Genomic DNA, 18,636 nt, shown 5'->3' on the forward strand with positions numbered 1-18,636 from the left:
GCGGTGGAGGGCATCGACACCACCCGGCCGGGGGAATACCTGATCGCCTACACCCTGGAGGACTCCGCCGGAAATCGCACCTCCCTTTTTTTACAATATCAGCTAAAACCCGGCGCGGCCGGTGACCTGGCCCCCGACGGCAATTCGTCGGGCGGCGCCACCCCCTACACCGGGATGGACGGCGGCAGCGGCCGCGGGGCGGACGGGCACTGCCCCATCCACTGGCTGGCCCTGCTAGGGGCCCTCTGCACCCTGCTCTACTGGCTGGGGCGCAAGACTTTCCTGGGCCGGGGGAGACGCGGCCTCACCCTCGGGGACGTGGCGCTGTTGGCCCTGGCGGGCGGCTGCGCCGTCTCCCTGGCCTTCCTCGCCCGCTGTGGGCTGGATGTTCCCGCCATCCTCTGCTGGGGCGGGGTGATCTTCATGGCCCTGTGGGACCTCTCCGCCGAGAAAAAGGAAGAGGAGAGGGAGGGGGAAGCCCTCTGATCCCGCCGTTCGGGCCAACCGCTGTCAGCGGATAAAGGGCCCCTTCAACACCCTTTTCAAAGAGGTCGCTGCTTTTTGGCAGCGGCCTCTTTGGCGAAAAAAGAGCTGGCTGCGCCCCCGCTCTCCCCCGTCGCCACGGCATGTCCCTCGGCGGGGATGGTGGCCGAGCGCCCCTGCCCGGCCATCGCCCAATGGCCGATCCTGGTCTGCGCCATCCGGGCGGAAACCCGACATCCCGCCCCTGTCCCCGTCGCCGAAAGGGCACATCCCCCTGCGGTCTCCTCCTCCGGCACCAGCGCCGGGGCCTGGGGGGATGACGCTGGGCAAGGTGAGGGTGTTGGCGGAGAGCGGCGCGGGCTTCCCCGTACGCCCCATCGCCTTCACGGAGGGGGAGGGAAGTCTTTCATCCAAAAAGAGGAGCGCCGCTGGGCAACCTGTCACAGGCTGCCCGGCGGCGCTTTTGGATTCTTTGCCTCGTGCGACCCTCCCCCTTCCGCACAGGGGAGACCCCCGCCATGCCATCTGTCCCTCACCCCCTTGCCCAAAAGGCCGCCGTCAGAGGGCAGCGGCCTTTTGGAAGGCGCGGGAAAAGCTGCCTCGCCGCCCCCTCCTCATACCTCCCGCTCCCGGGAAAAGACCTCCACAAACCCCTGTGCCGGGGGGGAGAGGGGGCGGTTTTTGGCCCAGACGGCGGCGATTTGGGTGGTGAGGGCCGGGTCGTCGATCTCCCGGCAGCTCACCTGCAATCCCTGCATGATTTTGAGGGCCGAGCGGGGCACCAGGGCGACGCCAAGCCCCGCCCCCACCCACATGAGGGTGGTGCGGGCGTCGTCGTTTTTGCAGAGGACGGTGGGGGCAAAGCCCGCCGCTGCGCACTGGCGGGCGATCAGGTCCTCAAATCGGCGGTAGAGGATGAGGGGCTGCCCCTTTAAATAGGTGAGGGGGAGCGCCCCCTCCCCCGGCCAGGGGTGAGCGGGCCCAGCCACCGCCACCATGGGCTCGGGGGACAGGTAGCTGCAGTGAAACCCCTCGGCCTGAAAGGGGGTGCGGGCCACCGCCACCTCGATGATGCCGGCGCGCAGCAGTTCCAGCAGCTGGTAGGTGTTTCCCTCGTGGAGGGAGAAGTCCACGTCGGGGTAGAGGGTGTGAAATTCGCGGATGCGGCTGGAGAGCAGGGCGCTGCCCGAGGAGGAGACGGTGCCCAGCCGCAGGGTGCCCCGCTTGCCCACCGCCAGGTCGGAGAGCTCCTTGCGGGCCACCCGCGCCATCTCCAGGATGTTGGCGGCCCGGGGGTAGAACAGCTCGCCCGCGGGGGTGAGGGTCACCTTGCGCGCCCCCCTTTCAAAGAGGGTGAGGGAGAGCTCCTCCTCCAGCAGCTTGAGCTGGTGGCTCAAGGGGGGCTGGGTCATGTGCAGCCGCCGGGCAGCGGCGGAGATGGTGCCCTCCTCCGCCACGGCGACAAAGGCGGCTAGCTGTTTTAACTCCAACGAAACGACCTCCTCATCCCCGCGCTCTGGCGGGGCAAACTATATGGGATTTGAATGGAAAATATACAAATAAAATCCTTTTCATATAGCTGCGCATTTGTTATTATAATAACAGTTTGCCGGGGATTTGCAACAAATGGCCCGGCAAAACCCGAAAAAAGTGGGGGAAAACATCTTGCTGAAATTGGTTCGCTATCTAAAGGAATTTCGAAAACAGGTCATCATCGGCCCGCTCTTCAAGCTGACCGAGGCCATCTTCGAGCTGATCGTGCCGCTGCTGATGGCCAAGATCATCGACGACGGGGTGGCCCGGGGCGACCTGCCCTACGTGCTCAAGACCGGCGCGGTGATCGTGCTGCTGGGGCTGGTGGGGCTGGGCTGCGCCCTCATCTGCCAGTACTCGGCCGCCCGGGCCTCCCAGGGGGTGGGCACCCGGCTGCGCCACGACCTCTTTGCCCATGTGGGCACCCTGTCCCACGCCGAGATCGACAAGCTGGGCACCTCGACCCTCATCAACCGCATCATCAGCGACGTCAACCAGCTGCAGGTGGCGGTGGCAATGCTCATCCGCCTGGTGATCCGGGCCCCCTTTCTGGTCATCGGCTCCACCGTCATGGCCATCTGGCTGGACTGGAAGCTGTCGCTCATCTTCCTGGTGGCGGGGCCCCTGGTGGCCCTGGTCCTCTACCAGGTGATGAAGCGGACCATCCCCTTTTACCGCACCATCCAGAAAAAGCTGGACCGCATCGGCCTCATCACCCGCGAGAATTTGGAGGGCGCCCGGGTCATCAAGGCCTTCTCTAAGCAGGAGCACGAGAACCAGCGCTTCTACGCGGCCAGCGACGACCTGGCCCAGTCCTCGGTGCGGGTGGGGAAGGTGTCCGCCCTCTTAAACCCCCTCACCTCCATCATCGTCAACTTCGCCATCATCGCCATCCTCTGGTTTGGCGGCTTCCGGGTGGACAGCGGCGCTTTGACCCAGGGGCAGATCATCGCCCTGGTCAACTACATGACCCAGATCCTGCTGGCCCTGGTGGTGGTGGCCAACCTGGTGGTCATCTTCACCAAGGCCTCGGCCTCGGCCAGCCGGATCAACGAGATTTTCGAGACCGAGCCCTCCATCCTCCCCGGCGGGGAGGAGAGCGGCCTTTCGGGGGCCGCCAAGGTGGCCTTTGAAGGGGTGTCCTTTGCCTACAGCACCGGTGAAAACGCCCTGGAGGGAATTGACCTGACGGTGCAGCCGGGGCAGACGGTGGGGATCATCGGCGGCACCGGGGCGGGCAAGTCCACCCTGGTCAACCTGATCCCCCGCTTCTACGACGCCACCGCCGGGCGGGTGCTCATCGACGGGGTGGACGTGCGGGCTTACGACACCGCCGCCCTGCGCAAAAAAATCGGCATCGTCCCCCAGAAATCGGTCCTCTTCACCGGGACGGTGCGGGAAAACCTGCGCTGGGGAAAGCCCGATGCCAGCGACGAGGAGATCGCCCGGGCGCTGGACATCGCCCAGGCGGCCGAATTTGTGGCAAAGCTGCCCCAGGGGTATGACACCCCCATCTTGCAGGGGGGCAAGAACCTCTCGGGCGGGCAGCGGCAGCGGCTGGCCATCGCCCGCGCCCTGGTGGGGCGGCCGGACATCCTGATTTTGGACGACTCCTCCTCGGCCCTGGACTACCGCACCGACGCGGCCCTGCGCGCCGCCTTGGCGGCCCAGGCGGGGGAGAGCACCGTCTTTGTGGTCTCCCAGCGGGCCAGCGCCATCCGCCATGCCGACGTGATCGCGGTCCTCGACGACGGCCGCCTGGCCGGGGTGGGGAGCCACGAACAGCTGTTGGAGAGCTGCCCGGTCTACCGGGAGATCTGTCTCTCCCAGCTCAGCGAAGAGGAGGTGAGCCGCTGATGGCGAAAATCAGGCAGGAGGACCGCACCCCGGTGCTGGGGCGGATCCTCAAATATCTAAAACCCTACTGGTGGCTGCTGACCCTGGCCCTTCTCTGCGCGGTGGCCACCGTCACCTGTACCCTCACCGGCCCGGTGCTGGTGGGGCGGACGGTGGACATGATCGTCGGCCCCGGGCAGGTGGATTTCACCGGCATCCTGGGGATGGCCGGCTGGCTGGCCGGGGTCTACGCCCTGGGGGCCCTGACCCAGTGGCTGATGACCTACTGCACCAACAAAATCACCTACCACACCGTCAAGGACATTCGGGTGCAGGCCTTTTCCAAGCTCTCCACCGTCCCCCTGCGCTACATCGATGGCCACTCCCACGGCGACCTCATCACCCGGGTGGTGTCGGACATCGACGTGATCTCCGACGGGATGCTCCAGGGCTTCTCCCAGCTCTTCACCGGGGTCATCACCATCCTCGGCACCCTGGCGTTCATGCTCTCCATCAATGTGAAGATCGCCTTGGTGGTGGTGCTCATCACCCCCCTCTCCCTCTTTGTGGCCAGCTTCATCGCCAAGCGCTCCCACAACATGTTCCGGGAGCAGTCGGCGGTGCGGGGCGAGATGGGCGGCTATGTGGAGGAGATGCTGGGCAACCAGAAGATCGTCAAGGCCTTTGGCCGGGAGGCCGCCTCGCAGGAGCGATTTGACGAGATCAACAGCCGCCTCTACGACTGCGGGGTGAAGGCGCAATTCTACTCCTCCCTCACCAACCCCTGCACCCGGTTTGTCAACGGGGTGGTCTACGCCGGGGTGGGGATCATCGGCGCGGTGGCGGCCATCAACGGGGCCATCACCGTGGGCCAGATCAGCAGCTTTTTGGCCTACGCCAACCAGTACACCAAGCCCTTCAACGAGATTTCCGGGGTGGTGACCGAGCTGCAGTCGGCCCTCGCCTCGGCCCGCCGGGTCTTCGCGGTGCTCGACGAGCCCAGCGAGTCCCCCGACGCGCTGGAATCCGCCCGCCCCGCGGCCTGTGAGGGCCGGGTGGCGGTGGAGGGGGTCTCCTTTGCCTACGAGGCGAAAAAGCCCCTGATCGAGGACTTCAACTTGCGGGTGGAGCCGGGCCAGCGCATCGCCATCGTCGGCCCCACCGGCTGCGGCAAGACCACCCTCATCAACCTGCTCATGCGCTTTTACGACGTGGACAAGGGCGCCATCTCGGTGGACGGCAAGGACATCCGCGACTACGCCCGGGGCTCCCTGCGGGCCTGCTACGGGATGGTGCTGCAGGACACCTGGCTCTTCACCGGCACGGTGCGGGAAAACATCGCCTACGCCCGCCCCGACGCCAGCGAGGAAGAGGTGATCGCGGCGGCCAAAGCGGCCCACGCCCACAGCTTCATCAAGCGGCTGCCCCAGGGGTATGACACCGTCATCTCCGAGGAGGGGGGGAGCATCTCCCAGGGGCAAAAGCAGCTGCTCTGCATTGCCCGGGTGATGCTGACCTCGCCCCCGATGCTGATTTTGGACGAGGCCACCTCCAACATCGACACCCGCACCGAGATCCGCATCCAAAAGGCCTTTGACGAGATGATGCGGGGGAAGACCAGCTTCATCGTGGCCCACCGGCTCTCCACCATCAAAGAGGCCGACCGCATCCTGGTGATGCGCGACGGCAGGATCGTGGAGCAGGGCAACCACCAGTCCCTGCTGGAAAAGGGCGGCTTTTACGCCGAGCTCTACAACAGCCAGTTCGCCCGCACAGGGGAGTAAAATAGAAGATCGCCCGAGGGGGGCGCAGCCGAACAGGGGCTGCGCCCCCTTTTGCCGCCCTGGAAAAAATCGGCCCTTGCCCGGGGAGGGGGGCGGGTGTTACACTGGCCCAAAAGGGGTTGTCCAACCAGGTCAAGCGCCGCGGGGCGCGCTCTGGTATTCTGTGAGAGGGGGGAAGAGAGATGGAGATGACCGAACAGACCGCCGCCATCCAGCGGATGCAGGACTACATCCGCCGCTGGGCGGGGAGCGACGAGTTTTCCCTGGAGGGGATGTACGCCGCCGCCGGCTATTCCCGCCGGCACGCAGACCGCCTCTTTAAAGAGCTGCTGGGGCAGACCCCGCGGGAGTACCTGCAGGCCGTGTTGCTGACCCAGGGGGCCGCCCGGCTGCGGGACACCCGGGATCCGGTGCTCGACATCGCCCTGGACAGCCGGTTTGCCAGCCACGAGGGGTTTACCCGGGCCTTTGAGAGCCGCTTTTCGGTCGCCCCGTCGCGCTTACCGGCGCTCGCCGTCCCCCATCCCCCTGTTCGTACAGTACCCGATCAGGGACTATCAGGCCCTGATCCGCCGCAAGGAGGAATGCCAGATGAGCGAAGAAATCAAGATGTGTACCGTCACCGTCCAGGAGAGACCCCGCAGAAAGCTGCTCTACCTCTGCTCCAAAAAGGGAGAGGACTACCTCTCCTTCTGCGAGGAGATGGGCTGCGAGTGGGAGGGGCTGCTCAACAGCATCCCCGAGAAGATGGACACCGCCGCCCTGTTGGAGCTGCCGCCCCAGCTGGTGAAGGAGGGCTGCTCCAACATCGCCGCCGGGGTGGAACTGCCCCTGGACTACTGTGGTGAGGTGCCGGAGGGGTATGCGCTGGCCCAGCTGCCGGCCGGGGCCCTCTTCTACTTCCAGAGCGAGCCCTACGACCGGGAGGAGGACTTCTGTCTGGCCATCGAGTCGGTGCAGCGGGCGGTGGAGCGCTACCGCCCCGAGTCCTTCGGCTACCGCTTTGCCCCGGAGAGCGGCCCGTCCTTCAACTTCGGCGCCGAGCAGGAGACCGGCGCCCGGGTGGCGGTGCCGGCGGTAAAACTGTAAAACGCGCATCCAAAAAGGGGAGCGGCGCTGGATTTTTCCAGCGCCGCTCCCCTTTTGCAGCCGGCGAAACATCAGCCCTGTATCTCCGGCGAGAGGAGGGCGGAGAGGCTCTCCTCCTCCCCGCAGAGGGTGAGGGTGTCCCCCTCTTTGACCAGGGTGCCGCCGCTGGGGACCACCGTCTCCCCGGCGCGGAGGATCTCCACGATCAGCACCCCTTCGGGGAGGGGGAGGTCGGCCACAAAGCGGGGCGCGCCCTGCAGCAGTGCCCCCGCCGGGAGCTGCACCAGACGGGCGGCGCCGGTCTCCTGGTAGTCGGTAAAGGTCTCCAGCACCGTGCCGTCGGGGTCCACCAGATCCAGCTTTTTGGCGGCCCAGGGGATCAGCGCTCCCTGCACCGTCACCGAGGAGAGGGCCACCACAAAGATGATGTGAAAGATGTCCCGCTCCAGCCCCGGGGCGCCGGCCGCCACCACCAGGGAGAAGACGATGGCCGCCGCCCCCCGCAGCCCGGCGACGCAGAGGAGGAGCTTCTGCCGCCAGGGCATGCGAAAGGGGGCCAGCAGCAGAAAGACCGCCGCCGGCCGGGCGACGAGGGCCAGGAAGAGGGAGATGGCCAGCCCGGCGGGGAGGACCCGCGGCAGCCCGCTGGGGAAGGAGAGCAGCCCCAGGGTGAAGAAGATGGCGATTTGCAGCAGGGAGGTCGCCCCGTCGAAGAAGTGGACCAGGGGCCGCTTGTGGGGGATAGGGGCGTTGCCCAGCAGGATGCCGGCGATGTAGACGGCCAGGTAGCCGTTGCCCCCCAGAAGGCCGGTGAGGGCGTAGATGAGCAGGGCCAGCGCCAGGGTGAAGATGGGCTGCCAGCCCTCGCTCTCAAAGCGCAGCCGCTTCATGAGAAAGACCGCCGCTGCCCCCAGGGCGAACCCGCAGAGGACCCCGCCCCCCACCTGTGCCAAGAAGAGCCCGACGAGGGAGCCCTCGCCCCCCTTGAGGGAGAGGATGGCCACCGTGAGGATGTAGGCGAAGGGGTCGTTGCTGCCGCTCTCCACCTCCAACAGGGGGGCCAGCCCCCCTTTGCAATTCAACTTGTGGGAGCGCAAGACCGAAAAGACCGAGGTGGCGTCGGTGGAGCCCACCACCGAGCCCATGAGCATCCCCTCCCACCAGCTCATCCCCAGGGCCAGGTGGCAGAAGAGGCCGGTGAGGGCGGAGGTGAGAAAGACCCCCGCGCTGGAGAGGAGGATGGCCCGCCCCGCCACCGGGCGGGCGGTCTTCCAGTTGGTGCCGAAGCCGCCGTAGAAGAGGATGGGCACCAGGGCGAGGGAGCAGAGCTGTTCGGCCATGGCGGCGTCGGCAAAGGGGATACCCAGGACCCCGTCTGAGCCGAAGAGCATCCCGATGAGGGAGAAGAGGGCCAGGGCGGGGATGCCCAGCCGGTGGGACAGCTTGGTGCAGAGGGCGCAGAGGGCGATGGCCAGGGCCAGCGCCGCCAGCAAGAGGGCGTTTGTCGTCATGGCAGACCTCCTTTACACAGACCTCCTTTACAAAAGGGGTGGACGGGCGAGATACAAAGAAGGCGGGGCCCCCGGAAGGGGCCTCGTCTTGTTCTTCTGTCTCCAGTATACTGGAAAAAGATGGAGAAATCAACCAAATAGAGCTGGTTATTTTCTGGAAAAAGGGGGCAAAAGGGGGCCGCGCAGGCGGCTTCTGCCCTCTGCGCGGCCCCCGGTGGGCGGCTATTTGGTTGGGCGCTCGGGGGGGATGCGCTCCCACAGGGCGACCGTCACCCGGTCCCCCGGCTGTTTGCCGATGGCGGCGCGGATGTCCTTTCGCAGCCCCAAAATGTGCCCGGGCGCGCCCATGCGCACCAGGCTCCCCTGGTAGGGGTAGCCGTCAAAGGTGGCGTGCACCGGCACCCGCAGCCTGCCGAAGGCCGCCTTTACATCAAAGGGGATCTCCACATAGGCGCCGTCGAGCCCCTCCACCTTTTGGATGACCGCCTCAAAGCGGTAGACGGGTGGTTTCATCGCTCTCGCCTCCTCCCCCAAAGGGTGCCCCGGAGCGGGTGCGCCCAATCAGAGGGGCAGGTCCCGCCGGGAGAAGACCCAGACGCCCAGCCCGTAGAGGAGGGCGCCCAGCGCCGCCAGCACCGGCAGCCCCCAGAGGGCCGAGGATTTGCCGGCGATGAGGCCGGCGGGGTCAAAGAGGGTGAAAAGGTTGGCGTACTTGAGGTTTTCCAGCTTGCCGCCCATGTTGGAGAGCATCTGCATCAGCAAAAAGAGGACCGGGATGCCCGCCCCCAGGAGGGAGGCGGTCCGCCCCTCGTTGCAGAGGCAGGAGGCAAAAAAGCAGATGCCGCTGACGGCGAAGTGAAGGAGGAGGAGCCCGGCGTTGAGGAGGAGAAAGGCGCTCACGTCCAGCTCCCCCGGGAAGAAGAGGTGGGCGCAGAGGATGCCCAGGCCGGTGCAGTAGCCGATGAGCAGGGCGGTGCCGGTGAGGAGGACCGAGGCCTGGGTCAGGGCCACCTGGGTGCGGGAGGAGGGGGCGGCCAGCAGGTAGGCCATGGAGCCCCGCTCCACCTGGCGGGCCACCAGCCGGTTGGCGGTGATGGCCTCGTACACCAGGGGAAAGGCGAGCAGCAGCATGCCGTAGAGATAAGTGGAGAGGAAGCTGACCAGGGTGGTGCCGGGATTCTGCATCCCCACCATGGCCATCAGCTGGGGCATGGAGTCGGAGAGCTGTTGGAGGATGTTCCCCATCTCGGGGTCGAACATGGTGGTGATCATGGAGATGTAGAGGGAGAGCACCGCGGCGAAGATGACCAGCAGCTTCCAGCTGGAGCGGTGCCCCTCCCGAAACAGTGACAGGCGCATTACTTTCCCTCCCCGTAGTAGTGGAGGAAGAGCTCCTCCAGCGTCAGGCGGACCTCTTCCAGCCCGGTCACCGGGTGGCGGGCCAGGGCGGCGGTAAAGGGCCCGAAGGGGCCGGCCACCTCCACCGTCACCCGCCGCCCCCGGGCGCCCTTGACCCCGGGCGCGTCGGCGGCAAAGGCGGCGGCCTCCCCCTCGCTTTCAAAGGAGACCACGTAGGTGCGGCGGCGGTCGGCCTTGAGCCGGTCGATCCCCTCCACCGCGGCCAGCTTTCCCTGGCGGAGGATGCCCACCCGGTCGCAGGTGCGCTCCACCTCTTCAAACATGTGGGAGGAGAGGAGGATGGTCTTGCCCCGGGCCTTCTCCTCCAGCACCAGTTCGATGAAGCGGTTTTGCATCAGCGGGTCGAGACCGCTGGTGGGCTCGTCGAGCACCAGCACCGCCGGGTCGTGCATGAAGGCGCAGACGATGCCGACTTTCTGCTTCATCCCCTTGGACATCCGGCGGATGCGCCCCCGGGGGTCGAGTTCGAAGCGCGCCATCAGCGCCTCGGCGCGGGAGAAGTCGGACACCCCCCGGTAGCGGGCGAGAAAGCGGAGGAATTCCAGCCCGGTCATCTCGTCGGGGAGGGCGATCTCCCCGGGGATGTAGCCCAGGTCCTTTTGGATCCTGGGGGACTGGGTGAGACAGTCCAGCCCGCCGATGCGGCAGGAGCCGGACTGGGGCCGGCTAAAGCCCATCAGGTGGCGGATGGTGGTGGTCTTTCCGGCGCCGTTGGGCCCCAAAAAGCCAAAGGCCTCGCCCTGTGCCACCGAGAAGGTGAGGTCGAAGACCCCGCGCCCCCGGCCGTAGTCCTTGGTCAGCCTGTCGATTTCAATGGTGTTCATCTCACTGCTCCTTTTGCCGCGGCTCCAGCCACTCGGGCTTGTAGAAGTGGCGGCGCATCAAATCCAGGGCCCGCAGGTACTCTCGGCTCAGCTCCTCCAAATCGCCCGAGCGAAGCTCGCCGTGCAGCTTGGAAAACCCCTCCGCGCTCCAGAGCACCAGGTCCAAAACCAGCTTGGGGTCCACGTCGTCGCGAAAGCGGCTCCAGTCGGTCTGGGCGAGGATCTGCCCGGCGCTCTGGTCGATGAGGGGGTCCCACACGGTCCCCAGGGCCTGCAGGACGGCCTCGTCCTTCTCCACCCGGGACTGAAAGAAGAAGGCGAACAGGGAGGGGTGCTCCCTCATCAGGGCCAGCTTTTCCAGTGTCGCCCTCTCCAACAGGTCGAAGAAGTCGCGCTCCTGGGTGATGGCGGGGGCGCGCAGCCGCTCGGTCACCAGGTCCAGGGCGTACCGGTAGAGGTAGAGATAGAGGCCCAACTTGTTTTCAAAATAGTGAAAGAGGAGCCCTTTGGAGATGCCAGCCCGGGCGGCGATGTCGTCGGTGACGCAGTGGCGGTAATCGCCCTGGGAAAAGACCTCCATGGCGGCGTTGACGATCTGCATCTGCCGGCTTTTTGGCAGGGCAAAAAATGTGGGATGCAAGCGGCGTCCCCCCTTCTCGCGCGGCGCTGGTCGGGCCGGCTTGGCTCCCATTATAGCACGTTGACCGGATGGGACAACCCCTTTTGTCAAATTTAAAACAGGGGGCTTTTTGACAAAAAAAGCCCGCGCCGGGCGGAGGGCCGCGGCGCGGGCGAGAGAGAGGAGGAGGCTGAAAAGCTATTTGTCGAACTCGGGGTTCATGGCGTAGAAGTTGCGGCAGTCCAGGTTGTCCTGCACCACCCGCAGCGCGTCGCCAAAGCGCTGGAAGTGGACCACCTCGCGCTCCCGCAGGAATTTCAGCGGGGCGATGACGTCGGGGTCGTCCACCAGGCGCAGCAGGTTGTCGTAGGTGGTGCGGGCCTTCTGCTCGGCGGCCAGGTCCTCAAAGAGGTCGGTGAGGGCGTCGCCCTTGGACTGCAGCACCGCCGTGGTGAAGGGGAAACCGGCGGCCGCCTGGGGGTAGACGCCGGTGGTGTGGTCCACAAAGTAGGCGTCAAAGCCCGCCTCCTTGATCTCCTCCATGGAGAGGCAGCGGGTCAGCTGGTGGACGATGGAGCCGATCATCTCGGCGTGGGCCAGCTCCTCTGTCCCCACGTCGGTGAGGATGCCCTTGCACTCTTTGTAGGGCATGGAGTAGCGCTGGTTGAGATAGCGCATGCTGGCGGCCAGTTCGCCGTCAGGGCCGCCCAGCTGGGTGATGATGACCTTGGCCATCGCCGGGTTGGGCGTTTTGATCTGCACAGGAAATTGCAGCTTTTTCTCATAAGTCCACATCGGTCAGTCCTCCAAATCCCAGGGCCACGGGTCATCGATCCAGCGCCAGCTGGAAAACTGGTTGCCGGCAGTGGTGAGCGGGCCGAATGCTTGCTCGTAGGCGTCTACCGCCTTTTTGCGCAGGGCCTGCTGGTCGCCGTAGAGGCGCAGCGCGGCGCTGTCGCGGGGGTGGGTGTCCAGGTAGAGGGCGCATTCCTGGATGGCGAAGTCGCTCTCCCGAATGACCTTCATCAGCTTTTCTTTTTCTCTATTCATCGCAGTGGCACCCCTTTCCGGAAAACGGCTTGTCGAGGGCGCCGAAGAGGGTGCCGCGGCAGAGCGCAGTGGAGGGGGTGTACAGCTTGGAGAAAGATTGGTCGGGAACATAGCCCATCGCGGGCTGCTGGGGGCATCTGCCGCCGGTTTCGCCGGTGCAGCCGCCCCCGCAGTCGCCGCCGCAAGAGCCGCAGCCCTTGGCGTGGAGATCGTTTTGGTACATTGCAGTTGTCTCCTTGTCTGTTGAGAGTAGAGGGCGGCTCTCCGCCGTCCCGTTTCACACTATGGCGTTTGCCCGGCCGCCGTTCCGCCCCGCCCCGCCGCCGCCAAAGCGCGGCCGCCCTTTTTTCGGGGAATGGCTGCGAAAGGCGAGAAAATGGTGTATAATGAAAAGCCATGGCGGGCAAAAGTGCACGCCGCGGTTTTTGAGCAGATACAAAAGAGGGGAGAAGTGAAGATGGCTCTCATTTCGGCCAATGCCCCCCTGCCGCTGCAGGGGACTTACAACACCCGCGATCTGGGCGGCTACCCGGCGGGTCCGGGCGCTGTTTGCGCTGGGCGCTTTCTGCGCAGCGACCAGCCCGCCGGGCTGGGGGAGGGGGACCTGGAGGCGCTGTACCGGTACGGGGTGCGCCTCTCCATCGACCTGCGCTCGGGGGAGGAGTGCCGGCGCGCCCCCAGCAGCCTGCGGGGGTACTGGGACATCCGCTGTGAGGAGGTGCCGCTGCTGGACAACCTCCAATCCAGCCTGGCGGCGGGGGAGACCGCCGGGCTGCCCGACTCCATGGGGGCGCTCTACGTCTCGCTGCTGCGGGACAGCCAGCCCTCCCTTGCCCGGGCCCTCTCGCTGATGGCCGGCTGCCGCGAGGGCTGCGTCCTCTACCACTGCACCGCCGGGAAGGACCGCACCGGCGTCCTCTCCATGCTCCTGCTCTCCCTGGCGGGGGTGGAGGAGGCGGTCATCGTCGCCGACTATGCCGCCAGCGAGGCCAACATGGCCCCCTTCTTCGCCAAGCAGCGGGCCGCGCTGGAGAAGTTGGCCCCCGGCGGCATTCCGGAGGGGGCCTTCTCCTCCGCGCCGGAAAACATGGAGATGGCCCTGGCGGAACTGCGCCGCCAGGGGGGAGCCGAGGAGTACCTGCGTGCCATCGGCCTGACCGACGGCGAGATCGGCGCCCTGCGGGCGCGGCTGCTGGTAGAGTAGGGGCGGCCCGGCCGCCCGAGAAGAGAAGAAGAGGAGTTGTTGCGAGATGGCTATTGAGGCAGTGCGAGCATACCTGACCGCCCTGGGGCGGGAGGGGGAGATCTTGGAGTTCCCGGTTTCCAGCGCCACGGTGGAGCTGGCGGCCAAGGCGGTGGGCACCATTCCGGCGCGGATCGCCAAGACCCTGTCCTTTGTCTGGGGGGAGAGCGCCCTCCTCATCGTCGCGGCGGGGGACGCCAAGGTGGACAACCGCCGCTTTAAGGACACCTTTGGCTGCAAGGCCAAGATGCTCGCCCCCGACGCGGTGGAGGAGCTGACCGGCCACGCGGTGGGCGGGGTCTGTCCCTTTGCCCTGGCGCGGGAGGACATCCTGGTCTGCCTGGACGAGTCCCTGCGGCGCTTCGAGACGGTCTTTCCCGCCTGCGGCAGCAGCAATTCGGCCATCGAACTGGGGTGTGACGACCTCTTTTCGCTGGCCAAAGCGGAAAAGTGGGTGGACGTCTGCAAGGGATGGCGGCCCGAAGAGGGCTGACGGAGACGAAAAGGGAAAAAGGGCCCCGGCGCATTCAGCGCCGGGGCCCTTTTTTGGCTGTGGGGGCGGGTCAACTGTTTTTCATGACCACCGTCTCGACGATGTCCGCCACGTGTTCGCAGGCGTCGCAGCAGCTCTCCAGTTGGTCGTAGAGCGCGCTCCAGGCCAGCAGGGCGGCCGGTTCGGCCGCCTCGGTGTAGAGCGAGCGCACCGCCTGGGTGTAGAGCTGGTCGCCCTCCCCCTCCAACTCGTTGACGGCGACGATCTTTTGGTAGAGGGTGGGGGACTTGCGGAAGTGCCGGAACTCCTTCACGACCTCTTCCAGGGCCTGGCAGCAGCGGCCGACGAGTTCGCCGAAGCGCACCGCCTGGGGGAGGACGGCGGAGATGTTGTACATGTAGGCGCGCAGGGCGACCTCTTCGATGTTGTCGGTGACGTTGTCGATCTCCTGCGCCAGGGCGGTGATGTCCTCCCGCTCGATGGGGGTGATGAACTCGTGGAGGAGTTTCTCCATCATCTCGTGCTTGACCAAGTCGGCCCGGTGCTCCACCTGGTGGAGCGAGGCCAGCTGGTCCTGCAGCGCGGCAGGGTCAAAGTTGGTGAGGATGGCCTGCAGCAGCCCGGCGGCCTCGGTGCAGTGGGCCACCTGGCGGCAGAGCAGTTCAAAGTAGTCGTTTTCTCTCTTGTGGGCCATGGAAAGTCCCTCCTTTTTGGTTTCGCGCAGTGGCGCGGTCAGAAGATCCAGATAAAGAGCTTGGCCATCAGGTAGCCGATGAGGCCGCAGCCGGGGAAGGTGAGCACCCAGGTGAGGAGCATCTCCTTGACGACCCCCCAGTTGACCGAGGAGAGCCGCTTGGCGGCCCCCACCCCCATGATGGCGGTGGTCTTGGTGTGGGTGGTGCTCACCGGCACCCCGGTCAGGGAGGAGAGGAGCAGGCAGCCCGCGCCGGCCAGGTCGGCGGCAAAGCCCTGGTATTTTTCCAGTTTGACCATGTCCATCCCCACGGCCTTGATGATCCGCATCCCGCCGATGGAGGTGCCCAGCGCCATCACCAGGGAGCAGAGGATCATCATCCAGAGGGGGATCTGAAAGCTCTGCGCGTCCCCCTGGCCGCCGGCCAAAAAGATGCCCAGCATGAAGATGCCCATGAACTTCTGCCCGTCCTGTGCGCCGTGCATAAAGGCCATGGCGGCCCCGCCGCCGATTTGGGCCCAGCGAAAGGGCTCCAGGGTCTTTTGGCGGTCGGCGCGGCGAAAGAGGAACTCGATGGCCTTGGTGCACAGCCACCCCAGGGCAAAGCCCAGCAGGGTGGAGAGGACCAGCCCGTAGAGGACCTTGACCCACTCGCCGCCGTTGATCCCCAACAGCCCCCCGTGCAGGGCGATGGCCGCCCCCGAGAGCCCGGCGATGAGGGCGTGGCTCTCGCTGGTGGGGATGCCGAAGGCCCAGGCCGCCGTCGCCCAGGTGACGATGGCAAAGAGGGCGGCGCAGAGGGCGATGAGGGCCTGGTGGGGGTCGCCACCGAAATCCACCATCTTGTAGATGGTCTGGGCCACGGTGGCGTTGAGGGCGGTCATCACCAGCACCCCCAAAAAGTTGAAGGCGGCCGCCATCCAGATGGCGTGGCGGGGTTTGATGGAGCGGGTGGAGACGCAGGTGGCAATGGCGTTGGGGGCGTCGGTCCAGCCGTTGACCAGAATGACCCCCAGGGTGAGCAGGACGGTGATGAGCAGGGGCGGACTGGTGACGAGCTGCTGCAAAAAGGCAGAGAGGGAGACGGTCATAAAAAGGGCCTCCTTTGGCGGATCATCGAAATCGGTTTTCTCTTTTTTGGGGGAAAACCGGCCGTTGAGATGGCACCATCAATATAGCATCGGCCCACGGGGGCGGCAATCGGAATGTAAAAAACAGGAGATGTTTGTGTAAAATCGACAAGGGGGTATGCACAGGGTCGGGTTTTCTTTGACAACATCCATCAGCTTTGAGGATGGGACGATAACGGGGACTTTACACAGACCTTACAAAAGGGTAAAAAATGGTGTCAAAAGGGTTAAAATCGGCCCGCCGTCCGGGACAGGAAAGGGGGGATCCGGTATACTGAAATTGGAAAGGATGACGGACCCGACGACTTTGCAAGGAGGGACGACAATGAGACACTTGAGAGCGATGGGCGGGGTGCTGTTGGCGGCCGCCCTTCTCCTGGCGGGGTGCGAACCGCCCCCTTCCGGCACGCCGGAGGAGGATGCCCTGCGCGCCGAGAGGTTCCCCGAGAAAGTCAGCGCCGAGTGGGTGGAGGCCACCTACTTGGAGCCCTACGGCCGGATGCTCTGCGGCCTGCAGGGGGACTGGACCTCGCCCGAGCAGTTGAAGGCGGACGAGGTGCTCGCCTGGAGCTTTTACTACCCCCAGTACCCCGACGCCGGCCGGGAGCCGGAAGGGGAGAAGTACGGCGAGAGGATATACAGCCAGGAGCCCTACGGCTATCTCTTTTCCCAGGAGGAGGTGGAGGCCTATACTGCCCAGCGCTTTGGGATGACAGCGGAGCAGACGAGGGCGGCGTTTTCCTACCTGCCGGCAAGAGGGGCCTATGCCATCCTCCCTTACGACAAGACCGAGCAGTATGTGACCGCCCTGGACCGCTTCGACATCCGGGGGGACACCATCGACATCGAGTTCTTCATTTTTAAGAGCCAGGACGGCACGCCCCAGGGCAAAAAGAGGTTGACGGCCCGGGTCGCGGAGGACGGCGGCTTTCGGTATCTCTCCTGCGTGGAAATCGACGGCTAGACAAAGAGAGAGCGGGCTGTCTTGCCATAAGACAGCCCGCTCTCTTTTATTGGCGGATGGCCGGTCACTCCTCCCGGTTGAGGGAGCTCTCCAGGGTGCTGGAGGAGACGATGCCCTTGGTGGCGTCCAGCTTGACGGTGGTGCCGCTCTTGAGGGTCTCGGTGCAGCCCGCGGCGTCGATGAGGACGGGGATGTCCAGCGCCGAGCCGACGATGCCGGTGTAGCAGTCGTCGAACTTCTCCTCGGTGATGATGCCGGAGGCCATCTTCAGCAGGTGGAGGATCTTGGGGGAGGTCTCGGGGATGACCAGGATGTCGTCCTGTTTGAACTTCTGCAGGGCCTCGTCCTCGTCCTTGCAGACGCAGAGGTTGCCCACCACCTTGCCGTCGCTGATGCCCTTGCCGGAAATCAGCACGTCGCCCACGATGTGCACCTTGAGCAGGTTGGTGGTGCCCGATTGGCGCAGCGGGGTGCCGGCGGTGATGACCACTAGGTCGCCGTCGCGCACCAGCCCGGCGCCCTTGGCGGCCTCCACCGCCAGCTCAAAGAGGTCGTCCAGGTCGTCGCACTCGGGCAGCAGCAGGGGGGTGACCCCCCAGGAGAGGTTCATCTGCCGGCAGACGGTGCCGGTGACCGAGCAGCCGATCACCGGGATGGAGGAGCGGTACTTGCTGACCATCCGGGCGGTGGTGCCGGAGTTGGTGACCACGATGATGGCCTTGGCCTCCAGGTCGTAGGCCGAGGTGCAGGCCGCGTGGGAGATGGCGTCGGTGATGTTGAGCTTGTCGGAGATGGCCCGGGCGCGGAAGCGGTTGTCGTAGCGGATGTCCTCCTCCGCCCGGCAGGCGATGCGGGCCATGGTCTTGACCGCCTCCACCGGGTAGTTGCCGGCGGCGGTCTCCCCCGAGAGCATGATGGCGCTGGTGCCGTCGTAGATGGCGTTGGCCACGTCGGTGGCCTCGGCGCGGGTGGGGCGGGGGTTTTGCATCATCGAGTCGAGCATCTGGGTGGCGGTGATGACCTGCTTGCCCGCGTTGTAGCACTTTTTGATGAGCATCTTTTGGATGACCGGGATCTCTTCCAGGGGGATCTCGACCCCCATGTCGCCCCGGGCCACCATGATGCCGTCGGACACCCGCAGGATGTCGTCGATGTTGGCGACCCCCTCGGCGTTTTCGATCTTGGAGATGATTTTGATGCTCTTGCAGCGGTGTTTGTCCAGCAGCTTGCGGATCTGCAGCACGTCGTCGGCCGAGCGGACAAAGGAGGCGGCGATGAAGTCGAACCCGGCGCGGATGCCGAACTCGATGTCGTCGGCGTCCTGTTCGGACATATAGGGCATGCGCAGGCTGACGCCGGGGAGGTTGATGCCCTTGTGATCGCCCACCGGGCCGTCGTTCTGCACGGCGCAGGCGATGTCGGTGGCGTCGGTGGAGAGGACCCGCAGCTCCACCTTGCCGTCGTCGATGAGGACGGTGTCGCCCGGCTTCAGGTCCCCCGGCAGCCCCTGGTAGGTGACCGAGACGATGTTCTCGTCCCCCTCCACCTCCCGGGTGGTGAGGACGAAGTTCTGCCCCTTTTTCAGCTCGACCGGCCCGGATTTGAAGCACTTGGTGCGCACCTCGGGGCCGCGGGTGTCCAGCATGGTGGCGATGGGCAGGTTGAGCAGCTCCCGCAGGGCCACCAGCTTTTCGAGCCGCTTGGCGTGCTCCTCGTGGCTGCCGTGGGAGAAGTTGACCCGGGCCACGTCCATTCCGGCCTTGATCATATTTTCCAATACGCCCTCCCGGTCGGTGGCCGGGCCCAGGGTGCAGATGATTTTTGTCTTTCTCAAAGTGCATCGCTCCTATCTCTCTGGTGATGGTGGCAATCTGCTTGTTATTATAGTACCCCGCAAACAAAAAGGAAAGCGCTTTCTTTTTGTTTTTGGCGGCAGAGGGCGGGGAAGATGAGAAAACGATTTG

The 18,636-nt window shown here is 65.5% G+C and carries 19 protein-coding genes and 1 pseudogene; 8 read left to right on the forward strand and 12 right to left on the reverse strand.

Annotated elements, in window-relative coordinates; genetic code table 11:
* Positions 1 to 486, forward strand: a 486-nt coding sequence (locus tag KQI11_RS03715) for a DUF5011/hyalin repeat domain-containing protein (RefSeq protein ID WP_216401131.1), incomplete at its 5' end; no start/stop codon positions are given.
* Positions 487 to 1,097: 611 nt separating this feature from the next.
* Here the strand turns inward: KQI11_RS03715 and KQI11_RS03720 are convergent.
* The gene (locus KQI11_RS03720) at positions 1,098 to 1,973 is read right to left on the reverse strand and encodes a LysR family transcriptional regulator (RefSeq protein ID WP_216401132.1); all 876 of its coding nucleotides are present in this window, start codon (positions 1,971 to 1,973) and stop codon (positions 1,098 to 1,100) included.
* Positions 1,974 to 2,148: 175 nt separating this feature from the next.
* Here KQI11_RS03720 and KQI11_RS03725 point away from each other — a divergent pair, with 175 nt between their 5' ends.
* From KQI11_RS03725 to KQI11_RS13170, 4 genes and pseudogenes are all read left to right on the forward strand, one after another.
* On the forward strand, positions 2,149 to 3,873 hold the full coding sequence (locus KQI11_RS03725; protein WP_216401133.1) for an ABC transporter ATP-binding protein: 1,725 nt from the start codon (positions 2,149 to 2,151) through the stop codon (positions 3,871 to 3,873).
* The gene (locus KQI11_RS03730; protein WP_216401134.1) at positions 3,873 to 5,636 is read left to right on the forward strand and encodes an ABC transporter ATP-binding protein; all 1,764 of its coding nucleotides are present in this window, start codon (positions 3,873 to 3,875) and stop codon (positions 5,634 to 5,636) included. The genes KQI11_RS03725 and KQI11_RS03730 overlap by 1 nt, the downstream gene beginning before the upstream one ends.
* Positions 5,637 to 5,908: 272 nt before the next feature.
* Positions 5,909 to 6,076: pseudogene (locus tag KQI11_RS13165) on the forward strand (helix-turn-helix domain-containing protein); the annotation flags it as partial.
* 151 nt (positions 6,077 to 6,227) lie between these two features.
* Positions 6,228 to 6,725, forward strand: coding sequence for a hypothetical protein (locus tag KQI11_RS13170; protein ID WP_286172577.1), 498 nt, complete (start codon positions 6,228 to 6,230; stop codon positions 6,723 to 6,725).
* Between the two features lie 71 nt (positions 6,726 to 6,796).
* Here the strand turns inward: KQI11_RS13170 and KQI11_RS03740 are convergent, their stop codons facing one another.
* From KQI11_RS03740 to KQI11_RS03775, 8 genes are all read right to left on the reverse strand, one after another.
* The gene (locus KQI11_RS03740) at positions 6,797 to 8,236 is read right to left on the reverse strand and encodes a potassium/proton antiporter (RefSeq protein WP_216401135.1); all 1,440 of its coding nucleotides are present in this window, start codon (positions 8,234 to 8,236) and stop codon (positions 6,797 to 6,799) included.
* A 222-nt stretch (positions 8,237 to 8,458) separates the two neighbouring features.
* Positions 8,459 to 8,749: a DUF1905 domain-containing protein gene (locus tag KQI11_RS03745; RefSeq protein WP_216401136.1), complete on the reverse strand. Its 291-nt coding sequence runs from the start codon at positions 8,747 to 8,749 to the stop codon at positions 8,459 to 8,461.
* 48 nt (positions 8,750 to 8,797) lie between these two features.
* Positions 8,798 to 9,595: an ABC transporter permease subunit gene (locus KQI11_RS03750; protein WP_216401137.1), complete on the reverse strand. Its 798-nt coding sequence runs from the start codon at positions 9,593 to 9,595 to the stop codon at positions 8,798 to 8,800.
* The gene (locus KQI11_RS03755) at positions 9,595 to 10,479 is read right to left on the reverse strand and encodes an ABC transporter ATP-binding protein (protein ID WP_216401138.1); all 885 of its coding nucleotides are present in this window, start codon (positions 10,477 to 10,479) and stop codon (positions 9,595 to 9,597) included. The genes KQI11_RS03750 and KQI11_RS03755 overlap by 1 nt, the downstream gene beginning before the upstream one ends.
* A 1-nt stretch (position 10,480) precedes the next feature.
* Positions 10,481 to 11,119 (reverse strand): TetR/AcrR family transcriptional regulator, encoded by a 639-nt coding sequence (locus KQI11_RS03760; protein ID WP_216401139.1) that lies wholly within the window; start codon positions 11,117 to 11,119, stop codon positions 10,481 to 10,483.
* A gap of 177 nt (positions 11,120 to 11,296) precedes the next feature.
* Positions 11,297 to 11,893 carry a manganese catalase family protein gene (locus KQI11_RS03765; RefSeq protein WP_021658919.1) on the reverse strand — a complete coding sequence of 199 codons (597 nt, stop codon included), beginning with the start codon at positions 11,891 to 11,893 and terminating at the stop codon, positions 11,297 to 11,299.
* 3 nt (positions 11,894 to 11,896) lie between these two features.
* Positions 11,897 to 12,148 carry a spore coat protein CotJB gene (locus KQI11_RS03770; protein ID WP_021658920.1) on the reverse strand — a complete coding sequence of 84 codons (252 nt, stop codon included), beginning with the start codon at positions 12,146 to 12,148 and terminating at the stop codon, positions 11,897 to 11,899.
* Positions 12,141 to 12,371: a spore coat associated protein CotJA gene (locus tag KQI11_RS03775; protein WP_185915298.1), complete on the reverse strand. Its 231-nt coding sequence runs from the start codon at positions 12,369 to 12,371 to the stop codon at positions 12,141 to 12,143. The genes KQI11_RS03770 and KQI11_RS03775 overlap by 8 nt, the downstream gene beginning before the upstream one ends.
* Before the next feature lie 234 nt (positions 12,372 to 12,605).
* On the opposite strand from KQI11_RS03775, the gene KQI11_RS03780 reads away from it, so the two are divergent.
* Both KQI11_RS03780 and KQI11_RS03785 read left to right on the forward strand, forming a co-directional pair.
* Positions 12,606 to 13,352, forward strand: coding sequence for a tyrosine-protein phosphatase (locus KQI11_RS03780; RefSeq protein ID WP_216401140.1), 747 nt, complete (start codon positions 12,606 to 12,608; stop codon positions 13,350 to 13,352).
* A 46-nt stretch (positions 13,353 to 13,398) separates the two neighbouring features.
* Positions 13,399 to 13,884 carry a YbaK/EbsC family protein gene (locus KQI11_RS03785; RefSeq protein ID WP_185915296.1) on the forward strand — a complete coding sequence of 162 codons (486 nt, stop codon included), beginning with the start codon at positions 13,399 to 13,401 and terminating at the stop codon, positions 13,882 to 13,884.
* A 70-nt stretch (positions 13,885 to 13,954) separates the two neighbouring features.
* Here KQI11_RS03785 and KQI11_RS03790 read toward each other — a convergent pair whose 3' ends face one another.
* Both KQI11_RS03790 and KQI11_RS03795 read right to left on the reverse strand, forming a co-directional pair.
* Entirely contained in the window at positions 13,955 to 14,578 is a 624-nt protein-coding gene (locus tag KQI11_RS03790; RefSeq protein WP_216401141.1) for a DUF47 domain-containing protein, read from the reverse strand.
* A gap of 38 nt (positions 14,579 to 14,616) precedes the next feature.
* Positions 14,617 to 15,669 (reverse strand): inorganic phosphate transporter, encoded by a 1,053-nt coding sequence (locus KQI11_RS03795; RefSeq protein ID WP_216401142.1) that lies wholly within the window; start codon positions 15,667 to 15,669, stop codon positions 14,617 to 14,619.
* Positions 15,670 to 16,033: 364 nt separating this feature from the next.
* On the opposite strand from KQI11_RS03795, the gene KQI11_RS03800 reads away from it, so the two are divergent.
* Positions 16,034 to 16,672: a hypothetical protein gene (locus KQI11_RS03800; protein ID WP_216401143.1), complete on the forward strand. Its 639-nt coding sequence runs from the start codon at positions 16,034 to 16,036 to the stop codon at positions 16,670 to 16,672.
* Positions 16,673 to 16,736: 64 nt separating this feature from the next.
* Here KQI11_RS03800 and pyk read toward each other — a convergent pair whose 3' ends face one another.
* Positions 16,737 to 18,506, reverse strand: coding sequence for a pyruvate kinase (pyk, locus tag KQI11_RS03805; RefSeq protein ID WP_216401144.1), 1,770 nt, complete (start codon positions 18,504 to 18,506; stop codon positions 16,737 to 16,739).
* Between the last annotated feature and the right edge of the window lie 130 nt (positions 18,507 to 18,636).

This window comes from Acetanaerobacterium sp. MSJ-12, assembly GCF_018917875.1.
In the GTDB taxonomy this organism is placed as follows: Bacteria; Bacillota; Clostridia; order Oscillospirales; family Ruminococcaceae; genus Bittarella; species Bittarella massiliensis.

What these genes read in the sequence shown, in the direction of transcription:
- KQI11_RS03765 (WP_021658919.1), bottom strand. Translation starts at nt 11,893, where the DNA reads ATGTGGACTTATGAGAAAAAGCTGCAATTTCCTGTGCAGATCAAAACG.
- KQI11_RS03740 (WP_216401135.1), bottom strand. Translation starts at nt 8,236, where the DNA reads ATGACGACAAACGCCCTCTTGCTGGCGGCGCTGGCCCTGGCCATCGCC.
- KQI11_RS03745 (WP_216401136.1), bottom strand. Translation starts at nt 8,749, where the DNA reads ATGAAACCACCCGTCTACCGCTTTGAGGCGGTCATCCAAAAGGTGGAG.
- KQI11_RS03755 (WP_216401138.1), bottom strand. Translation starts at nt 10,479, where the DNA reads ATGAACACCATTGAAATCGACAGGCTGACCAAGGACTACGGCCGGGGG.
- KQI11_RS03785 (WP_185915296.1), top strand. Translation starts at nt 13,399, where the DNA reads ATGGCTATTGAGGCAGTGCGAGCATACCTGACCGCCCTGGGGCGGGAG.
- KQI11_RS03770 (WP_021658920.1), bottom strand. Translation starts at nt 12,148, where the DNA reads ATGAATAGAGAAAAAGAAAAGCTGATGAAGGTCATTCGGGAGAGCGAC.
- KQI11_RS03750 (WP_216401137.1), bottom strand. Translation starts at nt 9,595, where the DNA reads ATGCGCCTGTCACTGTTTCGGGAGGGGCACCGCTCCAGCTGGAAGCTG.
- KQI11_RS03730 (WP_216401134.1), top strand. Translation starts at nt 3,873, where the DNA reads ATGGCGAAAATCAGGCAGGAGGACCGCACCCCGGTGCTGGGGCGGATC.
- KQI11_RS03780 (WP_216401140.1), top strand. Translation starts at nt 12,606, where the DNA reads ATGGCTCTCATTTCGGCCAATGCCCCCCTGCCGCTGCAGGGGACTTAC.
- KQI11_RS13170 (WP_286172577.1), top strand. Translation starts at nt 6,228, where the DNA reads ATGAGCGAAGAAATCAAGATGTGTACCGTCACCGTCCAGGAGAGACCC.
- KQI11_RS03775 (WP_185915298.1), bottom strand. Translation starts at nt 12,371, where the DNA reads ATGTACCAAAACGATCTCCACGCCAAGGGCTGCGGCTCTTGCGGCGGC.
- KQI11_RS03795 (WP_216401142.1), bottom strand. Translation starts at nt 15,669, where the DNA reads ATGACCGTCTCCCTCTCTGCCTTTTTGCAGCAGCTCGTCACCAGTCCG.
- KQI11_RS03800 (WP_216401143.1), top strand. Translation starts at nt 16,034, where the DNA reads ATGAGACACTTGAGAGCGATGGGCGGGGTGCTGTTGGCGGCCGCCCTT.
- KQI11_RS03790 (WP_216401141.1), bottom strand. Translation starts at nt 14,578, where the DNA reads ATGGCCCACAAGAGAGAAAACGACTACTTTGAACTGCTCTGCCGCCAG.